At 65.2% G+C, this 15,152-nt stretch carries 14 protein-coding genes; 10 read left to right on the forward strand and 4 right to left on the reverse strand.

Features of this window, described 5'->3' with window-relative positions:
- The first annotated feature begins 93 nt into the window (after positions 1–93).
- Both rplQ and XI04_RS36035 read left to right on the forward strand, forming a co-directional pair.
- Positions 94–510: a 50S ribosomal protein L17 gene (gene rplQ / locus XI04_RS36030; RefSeq protein WP_018322277.1), complete on the forward strand. Its 417-nt coding sequence runs from the start codon at positions 94–96 to the stop codon at positions 508–510.
- A 200-nt stretch (positions 511–710) separates the two neighbouring features.
- On the forward strand, positions 711–1,499 hold the full coding sequence (locus XI04_RS36035) for an SDR family NAD(P)-dependent oxidoreductase (protein WP_271608880.1): 789 nt from the start codon (positions 711–713) through the stop codon (positions 1,497–1,499).
- A 131-nt stretch (positions 1,500–1,630) separates the two neighbouring features.
- Here the strand turns inward: XI04_RS36035 and XI04_RS36040 are convergent, their stop codons facing one another.
- Positions 1,631–2,644, reverse strand: a complete 1,014-nt coding sequence (locus XI04_RS36040; protein WP_028140998.1) for a zinc-binding alcohol dehydrogenase family protein — start codon at positions 2,642–2,644, stop codon at positions 1,631–1,633.
- A 134-nt stretch (positions 2,645–2,778) separates the two neighbouring features.
- On the opposite strand from XI04_RS36040, the gene XI04_RS36045 reads away from it, so the two are divergent.
- Positions 2,779–3,156 carry a winged helix-turn-helix transcriptional regulator gene (locus tag XI04_RS36045; RefSeq protein WP_028140997.1) on the forward strand — a complete coding sequence of 126 codons (378 nt, stop codon included), beginning with the start codon at positions 2,779–2,781 and terminating at the stop codon, positions 3,154–3,156.
- A 174-nt stretch (positions 3,157–3,330) separates the two neighbouring features.
- Here XI04_RS36045 and XI04_RS36050 read toward each other — a convergent pair whose 3' ends face one another.
- Positions 3,331–4,956 carry an OprO/OprP family phosphate-selective porin gene (locus XI04_RS36050; protein ID WP_038950213.1) on the reverse strand — a complete coding sequence of 542 codons (1,626 nt, stop codon included), beginning with the start codon at positions 4,954–4,956 and terminating at the stop codon, positions 3,331–3,333.
- A 312-nt stretch (positions 4,957–5,268) separates the two neighbouring features.
- On the opposite strand from XI04_RS36050, the gene XI04_RS36055 reads away from it, so the two are divergent.
- From XI04_RS36055 to XI04_RS36065, 3 genes are read left to right on the forward strand one after another with little or no spacing between them, the layout of a single operon-like run.
- Entirely contained in the window at positions 5,269–6,675 is a 1,407-nt protein-coding gene (locus tag XI04_RS36055) for a DegQ family serine endoprotease (protein WP_028140995.1), read from the forward strand.
- Positions 6,672–8,006 carry a replication-associated recombination protein A gene (locus tag XI04_RS36060; protein WP_028140994.1) on the forward strand — a complete coding sequence of 445 codons (1,335 nt, stop codon included), beginning with the start codon at positions 6,672–6,674 and terminating at the stop codon, positions 8,004–8,006. The genes XI04_RS36055 and XI04_RS36060 overlap by 4 nt, the downstream gene beginning before the upstream one ends.
- Before the next feature lie 52 nt (positions 8,007–8,058).
- Positions 8,059–9,291, forward strand: coding sequence for an RluA family pseudouridine synthase (locus XI04_RS36065; RefSeq protein WP_028140993.1), 1,233 nt, complete (start codon positions 8,059–8,061; stop codon positions 9,289–9,291).
- A 192-nt stretch (positions 9,292–9,483) separates the two neighbouring features.
- On the opposite strand, the gene XI04_RS36070 is transcribed toward XI04_RS36065, so the two are convergent.
- Entirely contained in the window at positions 9,484–9,930 is a 447-nt protein-coding gene (locus XI04_RS36070; protein ID WP_028140992.1) for a hypothetical protein, read from the reverse strand.
- 138 nt (positions 9,931–10,068) lie between these two features.
- Here XI04_RS36070 and XI04_RS36075 point away from each other — a divergent pair, with 138 nt between their 5' ends.
- From XI04_RS36075 to blaOXA, 4 genes are all read left to right on the forward strand, one after another.
- Positions 10,069–10,863 carry an ATP12 family chaperone protein gene (locus XI04_RS36075; RefSeq protein WP_028140991.1) on the forward strand — a complete coding sequence of 265 codons (795 nt, stop codon included), beginning with the start codon at positions 10,069–10,071 and terminating at the stop codon, positions 10,861–10,863.
- 57 nt (positions 10,864–10,920) lie between these two features.
- Positions 10,921–12,522: a flagellar hook-length control protein FliK gene (gene fliK, locus XI04_RS36080; RefSeq protein WP_028140990.1), complete on the forward strand. Its 1,602-nt coding sequence runs from the start codon at positions 10,921–10,923 to the stop codon at positions 12,520–12,522.
- Positions 12,519–12,782, forward strand: coding sequence for an EscU/YscU/HrcU family type III secretion system export apparatus switch protein (locus tag XI04_RS36085; protein WP_028140989.1), 264 nt, complete (start codon positions 12,519–12,521; stop codon positions 12,780–12,782). The genes fliK and XI04_RS36085 overlap by 4 nt, the downstream gene beginning before the upstream one ends.
- A 104-nt stretch (positions 12,783–12,886) precedes the next feature.
- The gene (gene blaOXA / locus XI04_RS36090; protein ID WP_028140988.1) at positions 12,887–13,726 is read left to right on the forward strand and encodes a class D beta-lactamase; all 840 of its coding nucleotides are present in this window, start codon (positions 12,887–12,889) and stop codon (positions 13,724–13,726) included.
- A 198-nt stretch (positions 13,727–13,924) separates the two neighbouring features.
- Here blaOXA and XI04_RS36095 read toward each other — a convergent pair whose 3' ends face one another.
- On the reverse strand, positions 13,925–14,929 hold the full coding sequence (locus XI04_RS36095) for a dienelactone hydrolase family protein (RefSeq protein ID WP_028140987.1): 1,005 nt from the start codon (positions 14,927–14,929) through the stop codon (positions 13,925–13,927).
- Positions 14,930–15,152: the final 223 nt, after the last annotated feature.

A 15,152-nucleotide genomic window follows, 5' to 3' on the forward strand; every position in this document is an offset into this window, starting at 1 on the left:
GTTCATCGCGCTTTAGCGGGCGAACGCAGGCAGCCCACCTGAGCAACATGTCCGACGAACCGTCGCGGCAGTTTTTACGTAAGGAATAGTCACATGCGTCACGGCAAGGTTCATCGGAAGCTCAATCGCACTGCCGAGCATCGCCGCGCGATGTTCGCCAATATGTGCGCCGCGCTGATCAAGCACGAGCAGATCGTCACCACGCTGCCGAAGGCGAAGGAATTGCGTCCGATCGTCGAGAAGCTCGTCACCCTCGGCAAGAAGGGTGGGCTGGCCATGCGCCGCCAGGCCATCTCCGAGATGCGCGACAAGGACCAGGTCAAGAAGCTGTTCGACGTGCTGGCGCCTCGCTACAAGGACCGTCAGGGCGGCTACACCCGCATCATCAAGGCCGGCTTCCGCTACGGCGACAATGCCGCGATGGCCGTGATAGAGTTCGTCGATCGCGACGTCGATGCCAAGGGCCAGGATTCCGGTCCGGTGCAGGAGAAGGAAGCCGAGGCGGCGTAAGCCGATCGGCATTGAATTCGAGAGCGGCGCCTTCGGGCGCCGCTTTTTTTTGGCCGGCGCCGTACCTTATCGGTGCTTGCGGTATCGTCCCGGCTTTCGCCGTGACGACGAGTCCATGCCTTCCTCACGCCTGAGTGAGCGCCAATTGCGGTCTCATGTCGAGCGCCCGATATCTCCACCGACATTGATGGAGATGAGACATGAACATCGACCTTTCCGGAAAGACCGCCCTCGTAACCGGCTCGACGGCCGGCATCGGCCACGCCATCGCCAAAGGCCTCGCGGCCTCCGGCGCGAGTGTCGTGATCAACGGGCGCAGCCAGGACAAGGTCGATGCCGCCGTGCGCAAGCTGGAAGGGACGGGCGCGAAGGTGCGCGGTATCGCTGCCGACGTCTCGACCGCGGCGGGCTGCAAGGCGCTCGTTGCGGCGCTGCCAGAGGTCGACATCCTCATCAACAACGCCGGCATCTTCGAGCCCAAGGATTTCTTCGAGATTCCGGACGAGGACTGGAGCCGCTTCTTCGAAGTCAACGTCATGAGCGGCGTGCGGCTGTCGCGCGCTTATCTGAAGGGCATGCTCAAGCGCAACTGGGGCCGCATCGTCTTCATCTCATCGGAGTCCGGGCTCAACATTCCCGTCGAGATGATCCACTACGGCATAAGCAAGACGGCCCAGCTCTCGGTCGCGCGCGGTCTTGCGCAGCTTACCCGCGGCACCGGCGTCACCGTCAATTCCGTGCTGCCGGGCCCGACCATGTCGGAGGGCGTCGAGACTTTTGTGAAAGATCTCGCGAAGCAGAACGGTCAGTCCGTGGACGAGGCCGCCGCCAATTTCGTCAAGCAGCATCGCCCGAGCTCGCTGTTGCAACGCTTCGCCAGTGTCGACGAGATCGCCAACATGGTGGTCTATGTTGCGTCGAAGCAAGCGTCCGCGACCAACGGTGCGGCGCTGCGGGCCGAGGGCGGCATCGTCAATACCATCGCCTAGGTGAGGCGGTAGGGTGGGTTAGCCGAGCAGATGCGCGAAGCGCATCTGCTCGGCTAACCCACCACTGGTACTATCCGCGGACGCAGAAGAGGTGGGTTACGCTGCGCTAACCCACCCTACGAGGCCTTCGCCTACCACCCCTCCAGCACGATCTTGCCGCGCGACTTGCCGCTCTCGAGCAGCGCATGCGCGCGCTTGAGGTTGGCAGCGTTGATCGTGCCGAAAGTCTGGTCGAGCGTGGTACGCAGCACGCCCTTGTCGATGAGGTCGGCGACGTCGTTCAGCAGATGATGCTGCGCGATCATGTCTGATGTCTGGAACGAGGAGCGCGTGAACATCGATTCCCAGTGCACCGAGATCGCCTTGCCCTTGAACGTGCCCATGGTGAATTCCGGGGGATCGTCGATCAGGCCGAACCGGCCCTGCGGCGCCATGAACTCGGCGATCGCCTTGTAGTGCTGATCGGTGAAGGTGAGGCTCGCCACCAGCGCGACCGGCGGCAGCTTGAGCTTCTCGATCTGCTCCTTCATCGGTTTTCCGTGGTCGATCACCGCATGCGCGCCGAGATCGAGGCACCATTTCTGCGAGTCCGGCCGCGTCGCGGTCGCAACCACCGTCAATCCGGTGAGGCGGCGGGCGAGCTGGATCAGTATCGAGCCGACGCCGCCGGCGCCGCCCGTGATCAATAGCGTACGCGGATCGACGCTCTTGCCGGGCACCGCGCCGAGCCGATCGAACAGCAATTCCCAGGCGGTGATGGAGGTGAGGGGAAGGGCAGCGGCTTGCGCGAACGAGAGGCTCTTCGGCTTGTTGCCGACGATGCGCTCGTCGACCAGATGGAATTCGGAATTGGTCCCCTGGCGCAGGATCGAGCCTGCGTAGAACACCTCGTCGCCCGGCTTGAACAGCGTGACCTCGGGCCCGACGGCATCGACCACGCCGGCCGCGTCATAACCCAGGATCTTGGTCTCGCCCTCGGGCGGCGCTGCGCGCTTGCGCACCTTGTAATCGACCGGATTGGCCGAGATCGCCTTCACGGCGACGCGGATGTCGCGCCCTCCGGGCTCGGGCTTTGCGGTTTCGAAATCGATCAGCGCATCCTGATCCTCGATCGGAAGCGATTTCTTGTAGCCGACGGCTTTCATGGCTTGTCTCCATCAGATGCGCGCAGCTTGGCATGGGCGCGCCTGGCCTGCTAACTGTCCCGCTAGCTCCAATTTGGCAAGTACTGTAAATTCGGGGATATAGTCCCTGTTTGGATACTATTGGGAAAACACGCATGAAACGGCGCAATTTTGCCCGGCGCCCGGGCTGCTCGGTCGAAGCGACGCTGGATCTGATCGACGGCAAGTGGAAGGGCGTGATCCTCTACCATCTGCAGAGCGGCACCCAGCGCTTCGGCGAATTGCGCCGCCGGATGCCCGGCATCACCCAGCGCATGCTGACAAAGCAGCTGCGTGCGCTGGAGGAGGACAAGCTCGTCATCCGCAAGGTCTATGCCGAGGTGCCACCGCGCGTCGAATATTGCCTCTCCGACCTCGGCGAGAGCCTCAAGCCCGTGATCGATATCCTGAAGGCCTGGGGCGAGAGCCATCAGCAGCGCCTGTCCTGCGCGCCGGCGCCGGCCGTGGTGAAGAAGCCGAAGCGCGCGGCGTGAGTTTGTCCAAGGTGGCGCCGCACTCTCGGTGTCATCCCCGCGAACGCGGGGATCCATAACCCCAGGAAGAAGTTTCAGCACGAGCTGCCAACTCCGAGCCTTCGCCAAACTACTCCCTGTGGTTATGGGTCCCGGGTTCCCGCTGTCGCGCGCCCCGGGACGACGTCCATGGCCTCAGAACGCGAATTGCGTGCGCATCGCGACCGCGTCGAACTTCGAGCCGACGTCTGCGGTCGAGATCGGCGAGGCTTGCCTCGACACCGTGCCATGCAGATAGTCGAGCATGAAGCGGACGTTGCCGTTGACGTACCAGTTGAGCGCCAGCGTGTAGACGGTCTGCCGGCCGCCGGCGATGCCGGTTGCTGTGCCCAACTGATTGTTGAGGTCGACCGTCGAGAAGCGCCCCGCGATCTCCCACGCACCCCAGCCGCCGCCTTCGAGCGAGAACGGATGCGCCGGCTTGACGCCGCTATAGGCCGCGTTCGCCGCGTTGTAGCTGCGGCCTTCGCCCGTCAGCACGTAGCCGGCCTGCGCGTAGCCGCCCTGGAATTTCAGGCTGGATGCGCCGACCAGCGGCACGCCGGTGTTGGCGGTCCGGTCGACATTGTACCAGAAATATTCGCCCTGAACGATGAGCGGACCGTAGGTTGCGGCCGCTTCGACACTATAGACCTGCGCGCCCGAGACATTGGCGATCGCGCCGGTCGAGATCAGCGTGGTCGGGTCGAGACGCAATTCCGGACGATCGCTGAGCGTGACGGTTTGCGTGTTGGCGATGAGATTGCGCGGCGGCTGGATCAGCCATTGGGCGTCGGCACCGATATGCACCGAATAGTCCTTGCCGCTGATCGGGTTGCCGGCAATGCGCGCCACAGCGCCGTATTGCTCGCTCGTACCTGCCGGCGCCGCGCTTGAAGCCGAGTGGATCGCACCGGTCGATGGCCCCGTGACATAGCCGCCGATCCAGAGCTGGTCGTTGTACCAGCGCGTACCGGCCGCGGAGCGGAAGTCGCCGGCAGCGATATTGGTGGCGATGATGCCGGCCGAGGCGCGCTCCATGAACATGATGTCATTGGAGCTCGTGGCCTCATCGAGCGTGTAGGGCAGATCCATGATGCCGGCTTCGATCGCCATCTTGCCGCCGAACGGCTTCAAGCCGGTGTAGCTGAGATAGGCATTTTCGACGCCGGAGACGCCGCCGCCCGGCAGTGATCCAGGAGCCGTGCCGCCAAAACCGTCGGACGAGCCGCCAAAATCGTAGACCAGCGCGAAGTTCCAGTCGTTGAAGAATTTGCCGGTGACGCCGATGCGCGCGCGGCGGACGTTCTGGCCGCTGTCGAGCTTCTGCGGCACGGTCGCCGCCGTGTTGGGACGATAGTCATAGCCGCCGACATCCCAGTGCAGGCGGCTGGTGATGGCGACGCAATTTGCCTGGTCCGCGGTGCAGATGGTCGGCCGGTTGTTCGGCATGGTCACGACCACGCCGGACGCAGTCGCCGGTCCCTTGACGGGGATCGCCGCGTTCGCGTTGGCCACCACCGCCTTCGCCTCCGAGCGCGCTTCGGCTTTGGCCTCGGCCTTTGCTTCGGCCTTTGCTTCGGCCTTGGCTTTTGCCGTGGCCGCCGTGTTTGCGGCGGTCTGGCTCTGGAGCTTGTCGAGCTTCTGCTCCAGCATCTTCAACTGTTGTTTGAGCAGCGCGATCTCCTGCTCGCTGCTGCTTGCTGATTGGGCCTGGGCCTGCGAGGCCGCCAACGCTCCGGCGAGGCTGATCGCCGTGGCTGCAATCCTTGTCCTGCTCACGTCATGACTCCATCGTTTGACGAAACTTCTAAGCCGCCGGCGGAAGAGCCTAGGTATGATAGATGACTGCCCCGCGACGCTGCGCCCCGTTAAGCGGGTTCCTGCTGATGCAAATTCGCCGCAACCGAATCCCCTCGGCTCCACAATGCGGGATGATGCACATCATGCCAATCGAGCCCTCAGGCAAATTGCCGATTCGCACGCCGAGCTTGCATTCCGGACACACCGGAAAGGGGGGCGAATTGCCGCCCGGCGCCCTTCTATTGGGGGGCGAACGCGCCTATATTCCGGCGTCTTTTCCAAGAGGTAGGAATGTTTCGATCGATCCGGACCGCCGTCGTCACGGCACTGTGCATAGGCTTTTCCGCCCACTTCAACCCGGCCGCGGCGCAGGACCGTCGGGTCCCGTCGTCGCCGGCCGAGCTGCGGCTGTCCTATGCGCCGATCGTGCAGCGGGTGCAGCCGGCCGTGGTCAACGTCTATGCCGCCAAGGTGGTGCAGAACCGCAATCCGCTGCTGGACGATCCGATCTTCCGCCGCTTCTTCGGCGTGCCGGGCCAGCAGCCCGAGCAGATGCAGCGCTCGCTCGGCTCCGGCGTCATCGTCGATGCGTCCGGCCTCGTCGTCACCAACGTCCATGTCATCGAGGGCGCGGACCAGGTGAAGGTGTCGCTGTCGGACAAGCGCGAGTTCGAGGCGGAGATCCTGCTGAAGGATACGCGCACCGATCTTGCCGTGCTGCGCCTGAAGGACACCAAGGAGAAATTCCCGACCCTCGATTTCACCAATTCCGACGAATTGCTGGTCGGCGACGTCGTGCTCGCGATCGGCAATCCCTTCGGCGTCGGCCAGACCGTGACTCACGGCATCATCTCGGCGCTGGCGCGCACGCAGGTCGGCATCACCGATTATCAGTTTTTCATCCAGACCGATGCGGCGATCAATCCCGGCAATTCCGGCGGCGCGCTGGTCGACATGGCCGGCAAGCTGGCGGGCATCAACACCGCGATCTATTCGCGCTCCGGCGGCTCGCAAGGCATCGGATTTGCGATCCCTGCGAACATGGTGCGTGTCGTCGTCGCCTCCGCCAAGAGCGGCGGCAAAGCGGTGAAGCGGCCGTGGCTCGGGGCAAGATTGCAGGCGGTGACGCCCGAGATCGCCGAGAGCCTCGGCCTGCGTTCGCCAACCGGCGCGCTGGTCGCGAGCGTGGTGTCGAACGGCCCCGCCGCGAAGGCCGGCCTGAAGTCCTCCGATCTCATCACCGGGATCGATGGCCAGACCGTGGATGATCCCAATGCCTTCGACTATCGCTTCGCCACCCGTCCGCTCGGCGGCAGCGCGCAGATCGACGTGCAGCGCAGCGGCAAGCCGCTCAAGCTGACGGTGGCGCTGGAGACCGCGCCCGATACGGGACGTAACGAGCTCGTCGTCACCGCGCGATCGCCGTTCCAGGGCGCGAAGGTTTCGACCATCACGCCGGCGGTGGCCGATGAGCTGCATCTGGATGCAGATACCGAGGGTGTCGTGATCACCGATCTCGGCGGCGACAGTGCGGCCGCAAATGTCGGCTTCCAGAAGGGTGATATCATTCTGGCGGTCAACAACCAGAAGATCAGCAGGACCGGTGACCTCGAAAAGGCGGCCGGAGAGCGCCCGCGCATCTGGCGTATCACGCTGGTGCGCGGCGGCCAGCAGATCAACGTCACGCTGGGCGGATGAGTCCGAAGCGACCACAAACGCCAACGCTCTTTGCCGCGGCGGGGCTCGACCACGAGGCTCCGCATCCGCTGCCGGACCGGCTGCGCCCGCGCGCGCTGTCGGAGGTCGTCGGCCAGGATCACATCCTCGGCCCTGACGGCGCGCTGACCCGCATGCTGGAGACGCGCACGCTCGGCTCCCTGGTGTTCTGGGGCCCGCCCGGCACCGGCAAGACCACGGTGGCGCGGCTGCTCGCGGATGCGACGGATTTGCATTTCGAGCAGATCTCCGCGGTGTTCTCCGGCGTCGCCGATCTGAAGAAGGCGTTCGACGCCGCGCGCGCCCGCCGCGAGATGGGCAAGGGCACGCTGCTGTTCGTCGACGAGGTGCATCGCTTCAACCGTGCCCAGCAGGATTCATTTCTGCCCGTGATGGAAGACGGCACGGTGGTGATGGTCGGCGCCACCACCGAGAATCCGTCCTTCGAGCTCAACGCGGCGTTGCTCTCGCGCGCGCGCGTCTTGGTGTTTCGCTCGCTCGATGCCGCCGCGATCGAAAAACTGTTCGCGCATGCCGAGGAGGTCGAAGGCAAGAAGCTGCCGCTCGATGCCGAGGCGCGCGCGGTGCTGGTGCGCATGGCCGATGGCGATGGCCGCGCCTCGCTGACGCTCGCCGAAGAGGTCTGGCGCTCGGCGAGGGCGGACGAGATTTTCAATGCTGCGCAGTTGCAGGAGATTTTGCAGCGTCGCGCGCCGATCTACGACAAATCGGCCGATGGCCATTACAATTTGATCTCGGCGCTGCATAAGTCCGTGCGCGGCTCCGATCCCGATGCTGCGCTGTATTATCTCGCGCGCATGTTGGATGCCGGCGAGGACCCGCTGTTCCTGGCCCGCCGCGTCGTGCGCATGGCGGTGGAGGACATCGGCCTTGCCGATCCGCAGGCGCTCGTCATCGCCAGTGCGGCCAAGGACGCGTTCGACTTCCTCGGCCATCCCGAAGGCGAGCTCGCCATCGCGCAGGCCGTCGTCTATCTCGCCACCGCGCCGAAATCGAACGCAGTCTACACCGCCTTCGGCACCGCGATGCAGGTCGCAAAGCAAGCCGGCTCGCTGCTGCCGCCCAAGCACATCCTCAATTCGCCGACCAAGCTGATGAAGTCGGAAGGATACGGCGCGTCTTACGAATACGACCACGACGCCCCCGATGCCTTTTCCGGCCAGGACTACTTTCCGGAAGCCCTGGGCCGCCAGACCTTCTACGACCCACCCGAGCGCGGCTTCGAGCGCGAGATCCGGAAGCGGCTGGATTACTGGGCCAAGCTGCGGAAGGAGCGGGGCGGCTCGCGCTAAAAACGGCCATTTCGCCGTGACGGGACCCGGCTTTTAGGGTACGCAGGCAACCATGAGCCGCCGCATCAAAAGAACCGATCCAAAGCCCCGCTCGCGCGACGAGCGCAAGGAATCCCGCCCGTTCAAGGCGCGTAGCGCGAAGACCGCGGGACCGCGGCCGGGTGGCAAGCCCGGCGGCAGCAAGCCGCCGCGCTTTGCCGGCGAGCGTGCCGAGCGGCGCGCGCCCAAGGCCAGGCTGGAGAAGGCTGAGCTGGAAAGGGCCGCGCCCGAGAAGCCCGTGGAGGCGCTGCTGCCGACCAAGGTGCAGACCGTCAAGGTGACCGCCGACGAGAACAACATGCGCGTCGATCGTTTCCTCGAGGCGCGCTTTCCCGGCCTGTCGTTCTCCCACATCCAGCGTGTCGTCCGCAAAGGCGAGTTGCGCGTCGACGGCAAGCGTGTCGACAGCAAGGACCGCCTGGAGGAGGGCCAGAGCGTCCGCATTCCGCCGCTCAAGCTCGACACGCCGAAGGCCGTCGGCGAGCTCTCGGAAGCTGCCCAGAAGACGCTCAAGGCGCTGAAGGAGATGACGATCTTTGAGGACGACGACGTCCTCGTGCTGAACAAGCCGGCCGGCCTTGCGGTGCAGGGCGGCTCGGGCATGACGCGGCACATCGACCAGATGCTGGAGGTGATGCGCGATTCCAAGGGCCAGAAGCCACGCCTGGTGCATCGTATCGACCGGGAGACGTCAGGCTGTCTGCTGGTCGCCAAGACGCGCTTCGCCGCTTCGCATCTGACCGGCGCGTTCCGCTCGCGCTCGGCGCGAAAAGTCTATTGGGCGCTGGTGCCGGGCCTGCCGAAGCCGAAGCAGGGCCGCATCTCGACCTTCCTCGCCAAGGAAGAGAGCGAGGACGACACCATCATGCGCATCGCCCAGCATGGCGACGAGGGCGCCAGCCACGCGGTGACATATTACGCGGTGGTCGAGACCGCCGGCAACAAGCTGACCTGGGTGTCGCTGAAGCCGGTGACGGGGCGCACCCATCAGCTGCGCGCCCACATGGAGCATATCGGCCATCCCATCGTCGGCGATCCCAAATATTTCAACATCGAGAACTGGCAGCTGCCGGGGGGCCTGCAAAACCGGCTGCATCTGCTGGCACGCCGCATCGTCATTCCGCATCCGCGCGGCGGCGTGATCGACGCCACGGCGCCGTTGCCGCCGCACATGCAGCAGTCGTGGAATCTGCTCGGGCTCGATGCAAGCCGGTTTGATCCAATCGAGAACGCGCCGGAGGAGTAGGGGGCGGAGGGCGCGAGTTTCCCCGGTGTCGTCCCGGCGAAAGCCGGGACCCATACCGCGGAATCTATCTGTGACGCGCAGTCTTCGTACCGACGAAGAAGTTCAACTGCGGTCTTCGCCAAACTTCTCCCTGTGATTATGGGTCCCGGCTTTCGCCGGGACGACACCAAGGATTTGGCTGGCTAACGTTGCTCACTTCCGAAACTGCTCCAGAAACATCCGCAAACTGTCATGCGCGCTCTCGATGTCCGTGATCAGCCAGCCATCGGGGCCGTTGACCAGGACGAAGTTCAGCGCGACCTTCCGACCGCGATTGTCGAAATTCGCCGCGACATAGGTCTTGTCGTATTGCCTGCGCACGACCGCGATCGTAACAGGGCCGAGCTGCCAGCTCGGGCTCTGCACCAGGAAGTCGTAGGGCTCGACCCGCGGCGCGCTCCAGGCCCTGCGCAGGGGCGCATCGAAAAATTGCCGGGCGGTCACCGCATCCCGCGGCAGGCCTTTGGACAGCTCCGGCGCGCCGTCGCCGTAATGGGCGTAGACGTTGCGCACCAGCGATTCCGGGGTGCGAAAGCCCGCCTCCGCCGCAGCTGGCCATAGCCCGGCGAACAGGGCCGCAATGCCCGCAAGTTCCCTCATGCCCGCGCTCGCTTTATCGGCCGCAAGTCTTGGCTTAAGACGGTCTTGGCTTAAGACGGTCTTGGCTTAAGACGGTCTTGGCTTAAAACGGTCTTATCTTAAAAGCCTAGCATCCAGCGACCGGGACCGAGAACTCACATGCGCGAATTGTTCGAAGAAGCTGCAGGGCAGCCCCCGCCGGATCCGCGGGAATCTGCGCGCGCGTCCGCGCGCACGCCGCAGCGCAAGCGCTTCTACAAGGAGGCGAGCGCGACCGAAGCCGAGGGCGGTTTCGCCATCACGCTCGACGGCAAGCCGATCCGCACGCCCTCCGGCCGCCAGGTGGTGATTCCGTCGCGCGCGCTCGCCGATGCGGTGGCCGCGGAATGGGCGGCTCAGGGCGAGAGCATCGACCCCATGACCATGCCGTTGACGCGGATCGCCAACAGCGTGGTCGAGGGCGTGGTCGATAAGGTCGAGCTGGTCAGCGACGACCTCGCGAAATATCTCGAGTCCGATTTGCTGTTCTATCGTGCCGGCCATCCCGAAGGGCTGGTCGCCCGCGAGGCCGCGCATTGGGATCCCGTGCTGTTCTGGGCCGCGGACGCGCTGGGCGCGCATTTCATCCTGTCCGAGGGCGTCATGCATGTGAAGCAGCCCGACGAGGCGGTCGAGGCCGCGCGCGCGGCGCTGCCGGGGGACGCCTGGTCGGTCGCCGCACTCCACGTGGTGACGACCCTGACCGGCTCGGCGCTGCTGGCGCTGGCGCTCGCTCATGGCGTGCGCGATGCCGGCCAGGTCTGGGCCGCCGCCCATGTCGATGAGGACTGGAACATCGACCAATGGGGCGTGGACGAGGAGGCCGCCAGCCGCCGGGCCACCCGTCTCAGGGATTTCGAGGCCGCCGTGGCGGTTCTGGCGGCGGCAAAGGCGTCCGCAGTCGAAGGTCCTTAACGAGAGGTTTACGACGGCGGCCTTAGGGTGTGGCCAGCGCTCCATGGGCCCCCTGAGATGCCGACGCCGGTCACTTCCATCCTTCCCGTCAGTGCCGCCAGCCCCGTGGCTGATGCGACGACGCCGGACCTCGTGCTGCAGGCCGGCAGCGTCGTCGATGCCAGGGTCGTCAGCGTGATGGCCGACAATCTGGTGCGGATCGCGATCGCCAACCTCTCGATGGACGTGGTGTCGGAGGTGGCGCTGACGCCCGGGCAGAATCTCCAGCTGGCGGTGTCGCAGAACGACGGCACCATCAGGCTCGCCGTGATGAGCGGGGCAGGCGAGGCAACTCCCGATCAGATCACGCTGACGCCGCGTGCGGCTTCGCTGGTGGAAAGCCCGCCGCTGGCGCCATCCGCGACCACGACGCGCAACACGCTGACGCCATTGGAGCAGGTCGCCGTCACCGCGGCCTCGGCTGAGGCCGCCACAAAACAGGGCAGCCAGGCGCCGCTGTTCGCCAATCTGGCATCCGTCGTCACCGCCAGCGATTTGCCTGCGGGCTTGAAGCAGGCGGTGCTGGACGTGCTGGCGCAGCAGACGCCGCTCAGTCCCGGGCTCGATGGCGCCGATGTCGAAACCGCGTTCCAGAAATCCGGCTTGTTCTTCGAGGCTTCGCTGGCCGCCGGCGCGAGGCCGCCCGCCGGCACGACGCCCGACCTGAAGGCGGCGCTGCTGGTGCTGCGCCAGACGCTGACCACGCTCGAAACCGCCGCGCCACACGGCGCGGCAATTCCGGCTGCGACGACGGGGACACCGCAGGTCGCCATCGCGCCTGCTCAGGCCGCAGGTGAGGCCGCGCAATCCGCGCCCCCGTCCGGCCCCGAGATCGCGCAGACGCCGCGCAACGCCAATCTCGCGGCCGCCGTGCTGGCGGACGTTGCCGGCAACGCTCAGCAAGCCGCGATGCCGCGCACCATGTCCGCCGGCCTTGCCGCGAGCCTGCTGCAGGAGGTCACGCAAAACCTGCCGCGCCTGACCGGCAACGTGCCCGGCTCGAACAAGACCGTGCCGGACGGCCAGATCTTCGAAGCAGCCTCACGCGCGACGCCACCGCCGTTCCGCGGTGCATTGCCCTCGCCGCAGGCGATCGCCTCGCCCTCGCTCGCGCCGGACACGCCGCTCTCTGCAACCGTGCATCGCCTGATCGACGACACTGATGCGGCGATTGCGCGGCAGACATTGTTGCAAATCGCTTCGCTCCCGGATCGCACCGACGCCAGTGGCCACCGCATCGACCCGGCCGTGCCGCAGTGGAATTTCGAGATTCCGTTCGCAACGCCGCAGGGCACCGCGATGGCGCAGTTCGAGATCTCGCGCGATGGCGCTGGCGAATCCGCCGATGCCGCCAAGCGCGCCTGGCGCGCGCGCTTCTCGCTCAACGTCGAGCCGGCCGGCCCCGTGCACGCGCTGATCACGCTGAACGGCGACAAGACTTTCGTGCGGATGTGGGCGGAGCGGCCGGCGACGGTCCAGCAACTCCGCGCCGGCATCGGTGAGCTCAATCAGGCGCTGACACGAGCCGAGCTCAATCCCGGTGACATTCTGGTCCGCGAGGGCACCCCGCCGCAGCCGGCACCAGCCCGGGCCGGCCACTTTCTGGATCGGGCGACATGAGCGATCCGTCCAAGCTCGCCATCGCGCTGCATTACGAAAAGGGTACCAACGCGCCCGTCGTCGTCGCCAAGGGCAAGGGCACGATCGGCGAAAAGATCGTGGAGATCGCCAAGGCCCACGACATCCCGATCGAGGAAAACGAGGTTCTGGCCGGCGCGCTGTCCAAGGTCGAGCTCGGCGAGGAGATTCCGCCGGACCTCTACAAGGCCGTCGCCGAAGTGCTGGTGTTCGTGCTGCGGCTGTCGGGCCGGGGGCGGTAGAGCATGATCCGGAAAAGTGTGCAGCGGTTTTCCGAATAGATCATGCTCAAGAAGTGACCTGTCATCGTTTCACCATGGAGCGGCTGCATGGTCGCGCCGCTTTCATGACTCAATGGACATCGCTCTTGCTCACCCGCCGTTCCACCCTCGGCCTTCTCGCCGCATCTGCCATCCTGCCGCAGCGCGCGCTCGCCCATGTCGCGCCGCCGCGCAATGAGATCCGTGATAGCCTCGCAAAGCGCTTCACCGACCTCGGCACATCAGGCACCTTTGTCGGCTACAAGGTCGAGGACTATCTGATCGTCGCCAGTGACAAGGAGCGTTCGGGCGAGGGCAAGCTGCCGGCCTCGACCTTCAAGATCCCGAACTCGCTGATCGCGCTGGAGACTGGCGTCGTCACTGACCCCGACAAGGACGTGTTCCCCTGGGACGGTGTCAAGCGTCCGATCGAAGCCTGGAACAAGGATCACACGCTGCGCAGTGCGATCGCCGTGAGCGCGGTGCCGGTCTATCAGGAGATCGCGCGACGGATCGGGCAGGAGCGGATGCAGAAATATGTCGACGAGTTCGACTATGGCAACCGCGACATCGGCGGCGGCATCGACCAGTTCTGGCTCACCGGGAATTTACGCATCGATCCGGTCGAGCAGGTCGATTTCGTCGACCGGCTGCGGCGCCGCACGTTGCCGGTCAGCAAGCGCAGCCAGGATCTCGTCGCCGATATTCTGCCGGTGACCAAGGTCGGCGACAGCGTCATTCGCGCCAAGTCCGGACTGCTGGGGGCCGAACGCGGCGAGCCGTCGCTCGGCTGGATGGTGGGCTGGGCCGAGAAGGGCGAGGCGCACACGGTGTTCGCGCTCAACATGGATTGCAAGGAGCCGCGACTCGTCGGCGAGCGCATGACGCTGACGCAAGCCTGCCTTGCCGAGATCGGCGCGATCTAGCGCTGTCGCGCCGGCGACGCCCTCTCGACCTCACTGCGAGGAGCCCTTGCGACCTCATGTGCATCGCATTGTAAGCTGCCGTAGGGTGGGCAAAGGCGCGTAGCGCCGTGCCCACCATCTCTGTATCGCAAGATCTGCAAATGGTGGGCACGCTACGCTTTGCCCACCCTACGGCACCGGTGCAGGCCGAGGGCCTTCTCAACCCAATTTGAACAACACCTGCAAAAACTCCTCCACCGCCTTGCGCGACTCGGCGGCCGTCTTCGGATTGCCGCCGACATGCGGGTTCAGCTCGACGCAGGCATCCTTGTACGTGAACGGCGCATTGGTATCACCGTTCATCAGCACGCCGCCGTCGCCTTCCTTGATGTGGCAGTTGCGCACGGTCTGCGCATTGGCTGATACGGCCACCGTGTTGGCACCAAGCAGGCCGCTGTCGAACCCGTGCGCGCTATCAGGATATTCCGTCAGCACGACGTCGCGGCCGGTGACCTTGAGCCGCTCGACCAAAGCCTTGCAGCTCTTGACGGGATTGTAGTCATCCGGCGTGCCGTGGAAGATGCGGATCGGACGCGGGGCGATCTCGTCGTCGCTCCGATACGTCGTCGAGCAATCCGGATAGAACGGGATATAGGCGGCGAACTGGATGCCGGACTTGTTCCAGAGCTTGTTGAAGCGGTCGAGGCTCGCATAGAGCGTCGCCTGTCCGCCGCGCGAAAAGCCCATCAGCACGATGCGGTCAGGATCGACGCGCGGGTGCTTTGCCAGAATTTCCAGCGAGCGGTAGATGTCGACGATCAAATTGAGCCGGCCGAGCAGCGCCTGATTTGGTCCCACCACCGTCAGCCCGCGGCCGGTGAATCCGTCGATCACGAAGGTCGAGATGCCCATAGCGTTGAACGCGTGCACCCAGGCCTCCGTGGTGGCGCCGACGCCGCTGGAGCCGTGCATCAGCACCACGACGGGGAGCTTTCCGCTGCCTTGCGCGACGCGGAATTCGCCGGCGACTGTCACAGGCTTGCCGGCCGCCGCCTCGCCGCTGAGAAATTGCTGGTCGGAGAGAGTGAGCGAGGGGATCGGATAGATCTCGGCCCGGGTGGCGACTTCCTTGGGCAGGGATTGCGCGACGGCTTCGCAGGCCGCTAACGAACTCGAAATGCACAGCGCCATGAGCACTGCTGTAGCGCGCCAGTTGGTGGCCATCGCGATCCCTCCCTGATATTTTCGGGCAGTAGATCAACCGTCCTGCGCGCTGTCAATTTGACGCAGGCAGATTCAGCGCTACCGCGTATGAGGTGAGAGTTCGAGACCTCGACGCTTCCACAGCGTCATGGCCGGGCTTGTCCCGGCCATCCACGATCTTGTCTATCGACTGCTGCTAAGAACGTGGATGCCCGGGACAAGCCCGGGCATGACGACCTCCTTT

Source organism: Bradyrhizobium sp. CCBAU 11430, assembly GCF_028128855.1.
Taxonomy (GTDB): Bacteria; Pseudomonadota; Alphaproteobacteria; order Rhizobiales; family Xanthobacteraceae; genus Bradyrhizobium; species Bradyrhizobium ottawaense.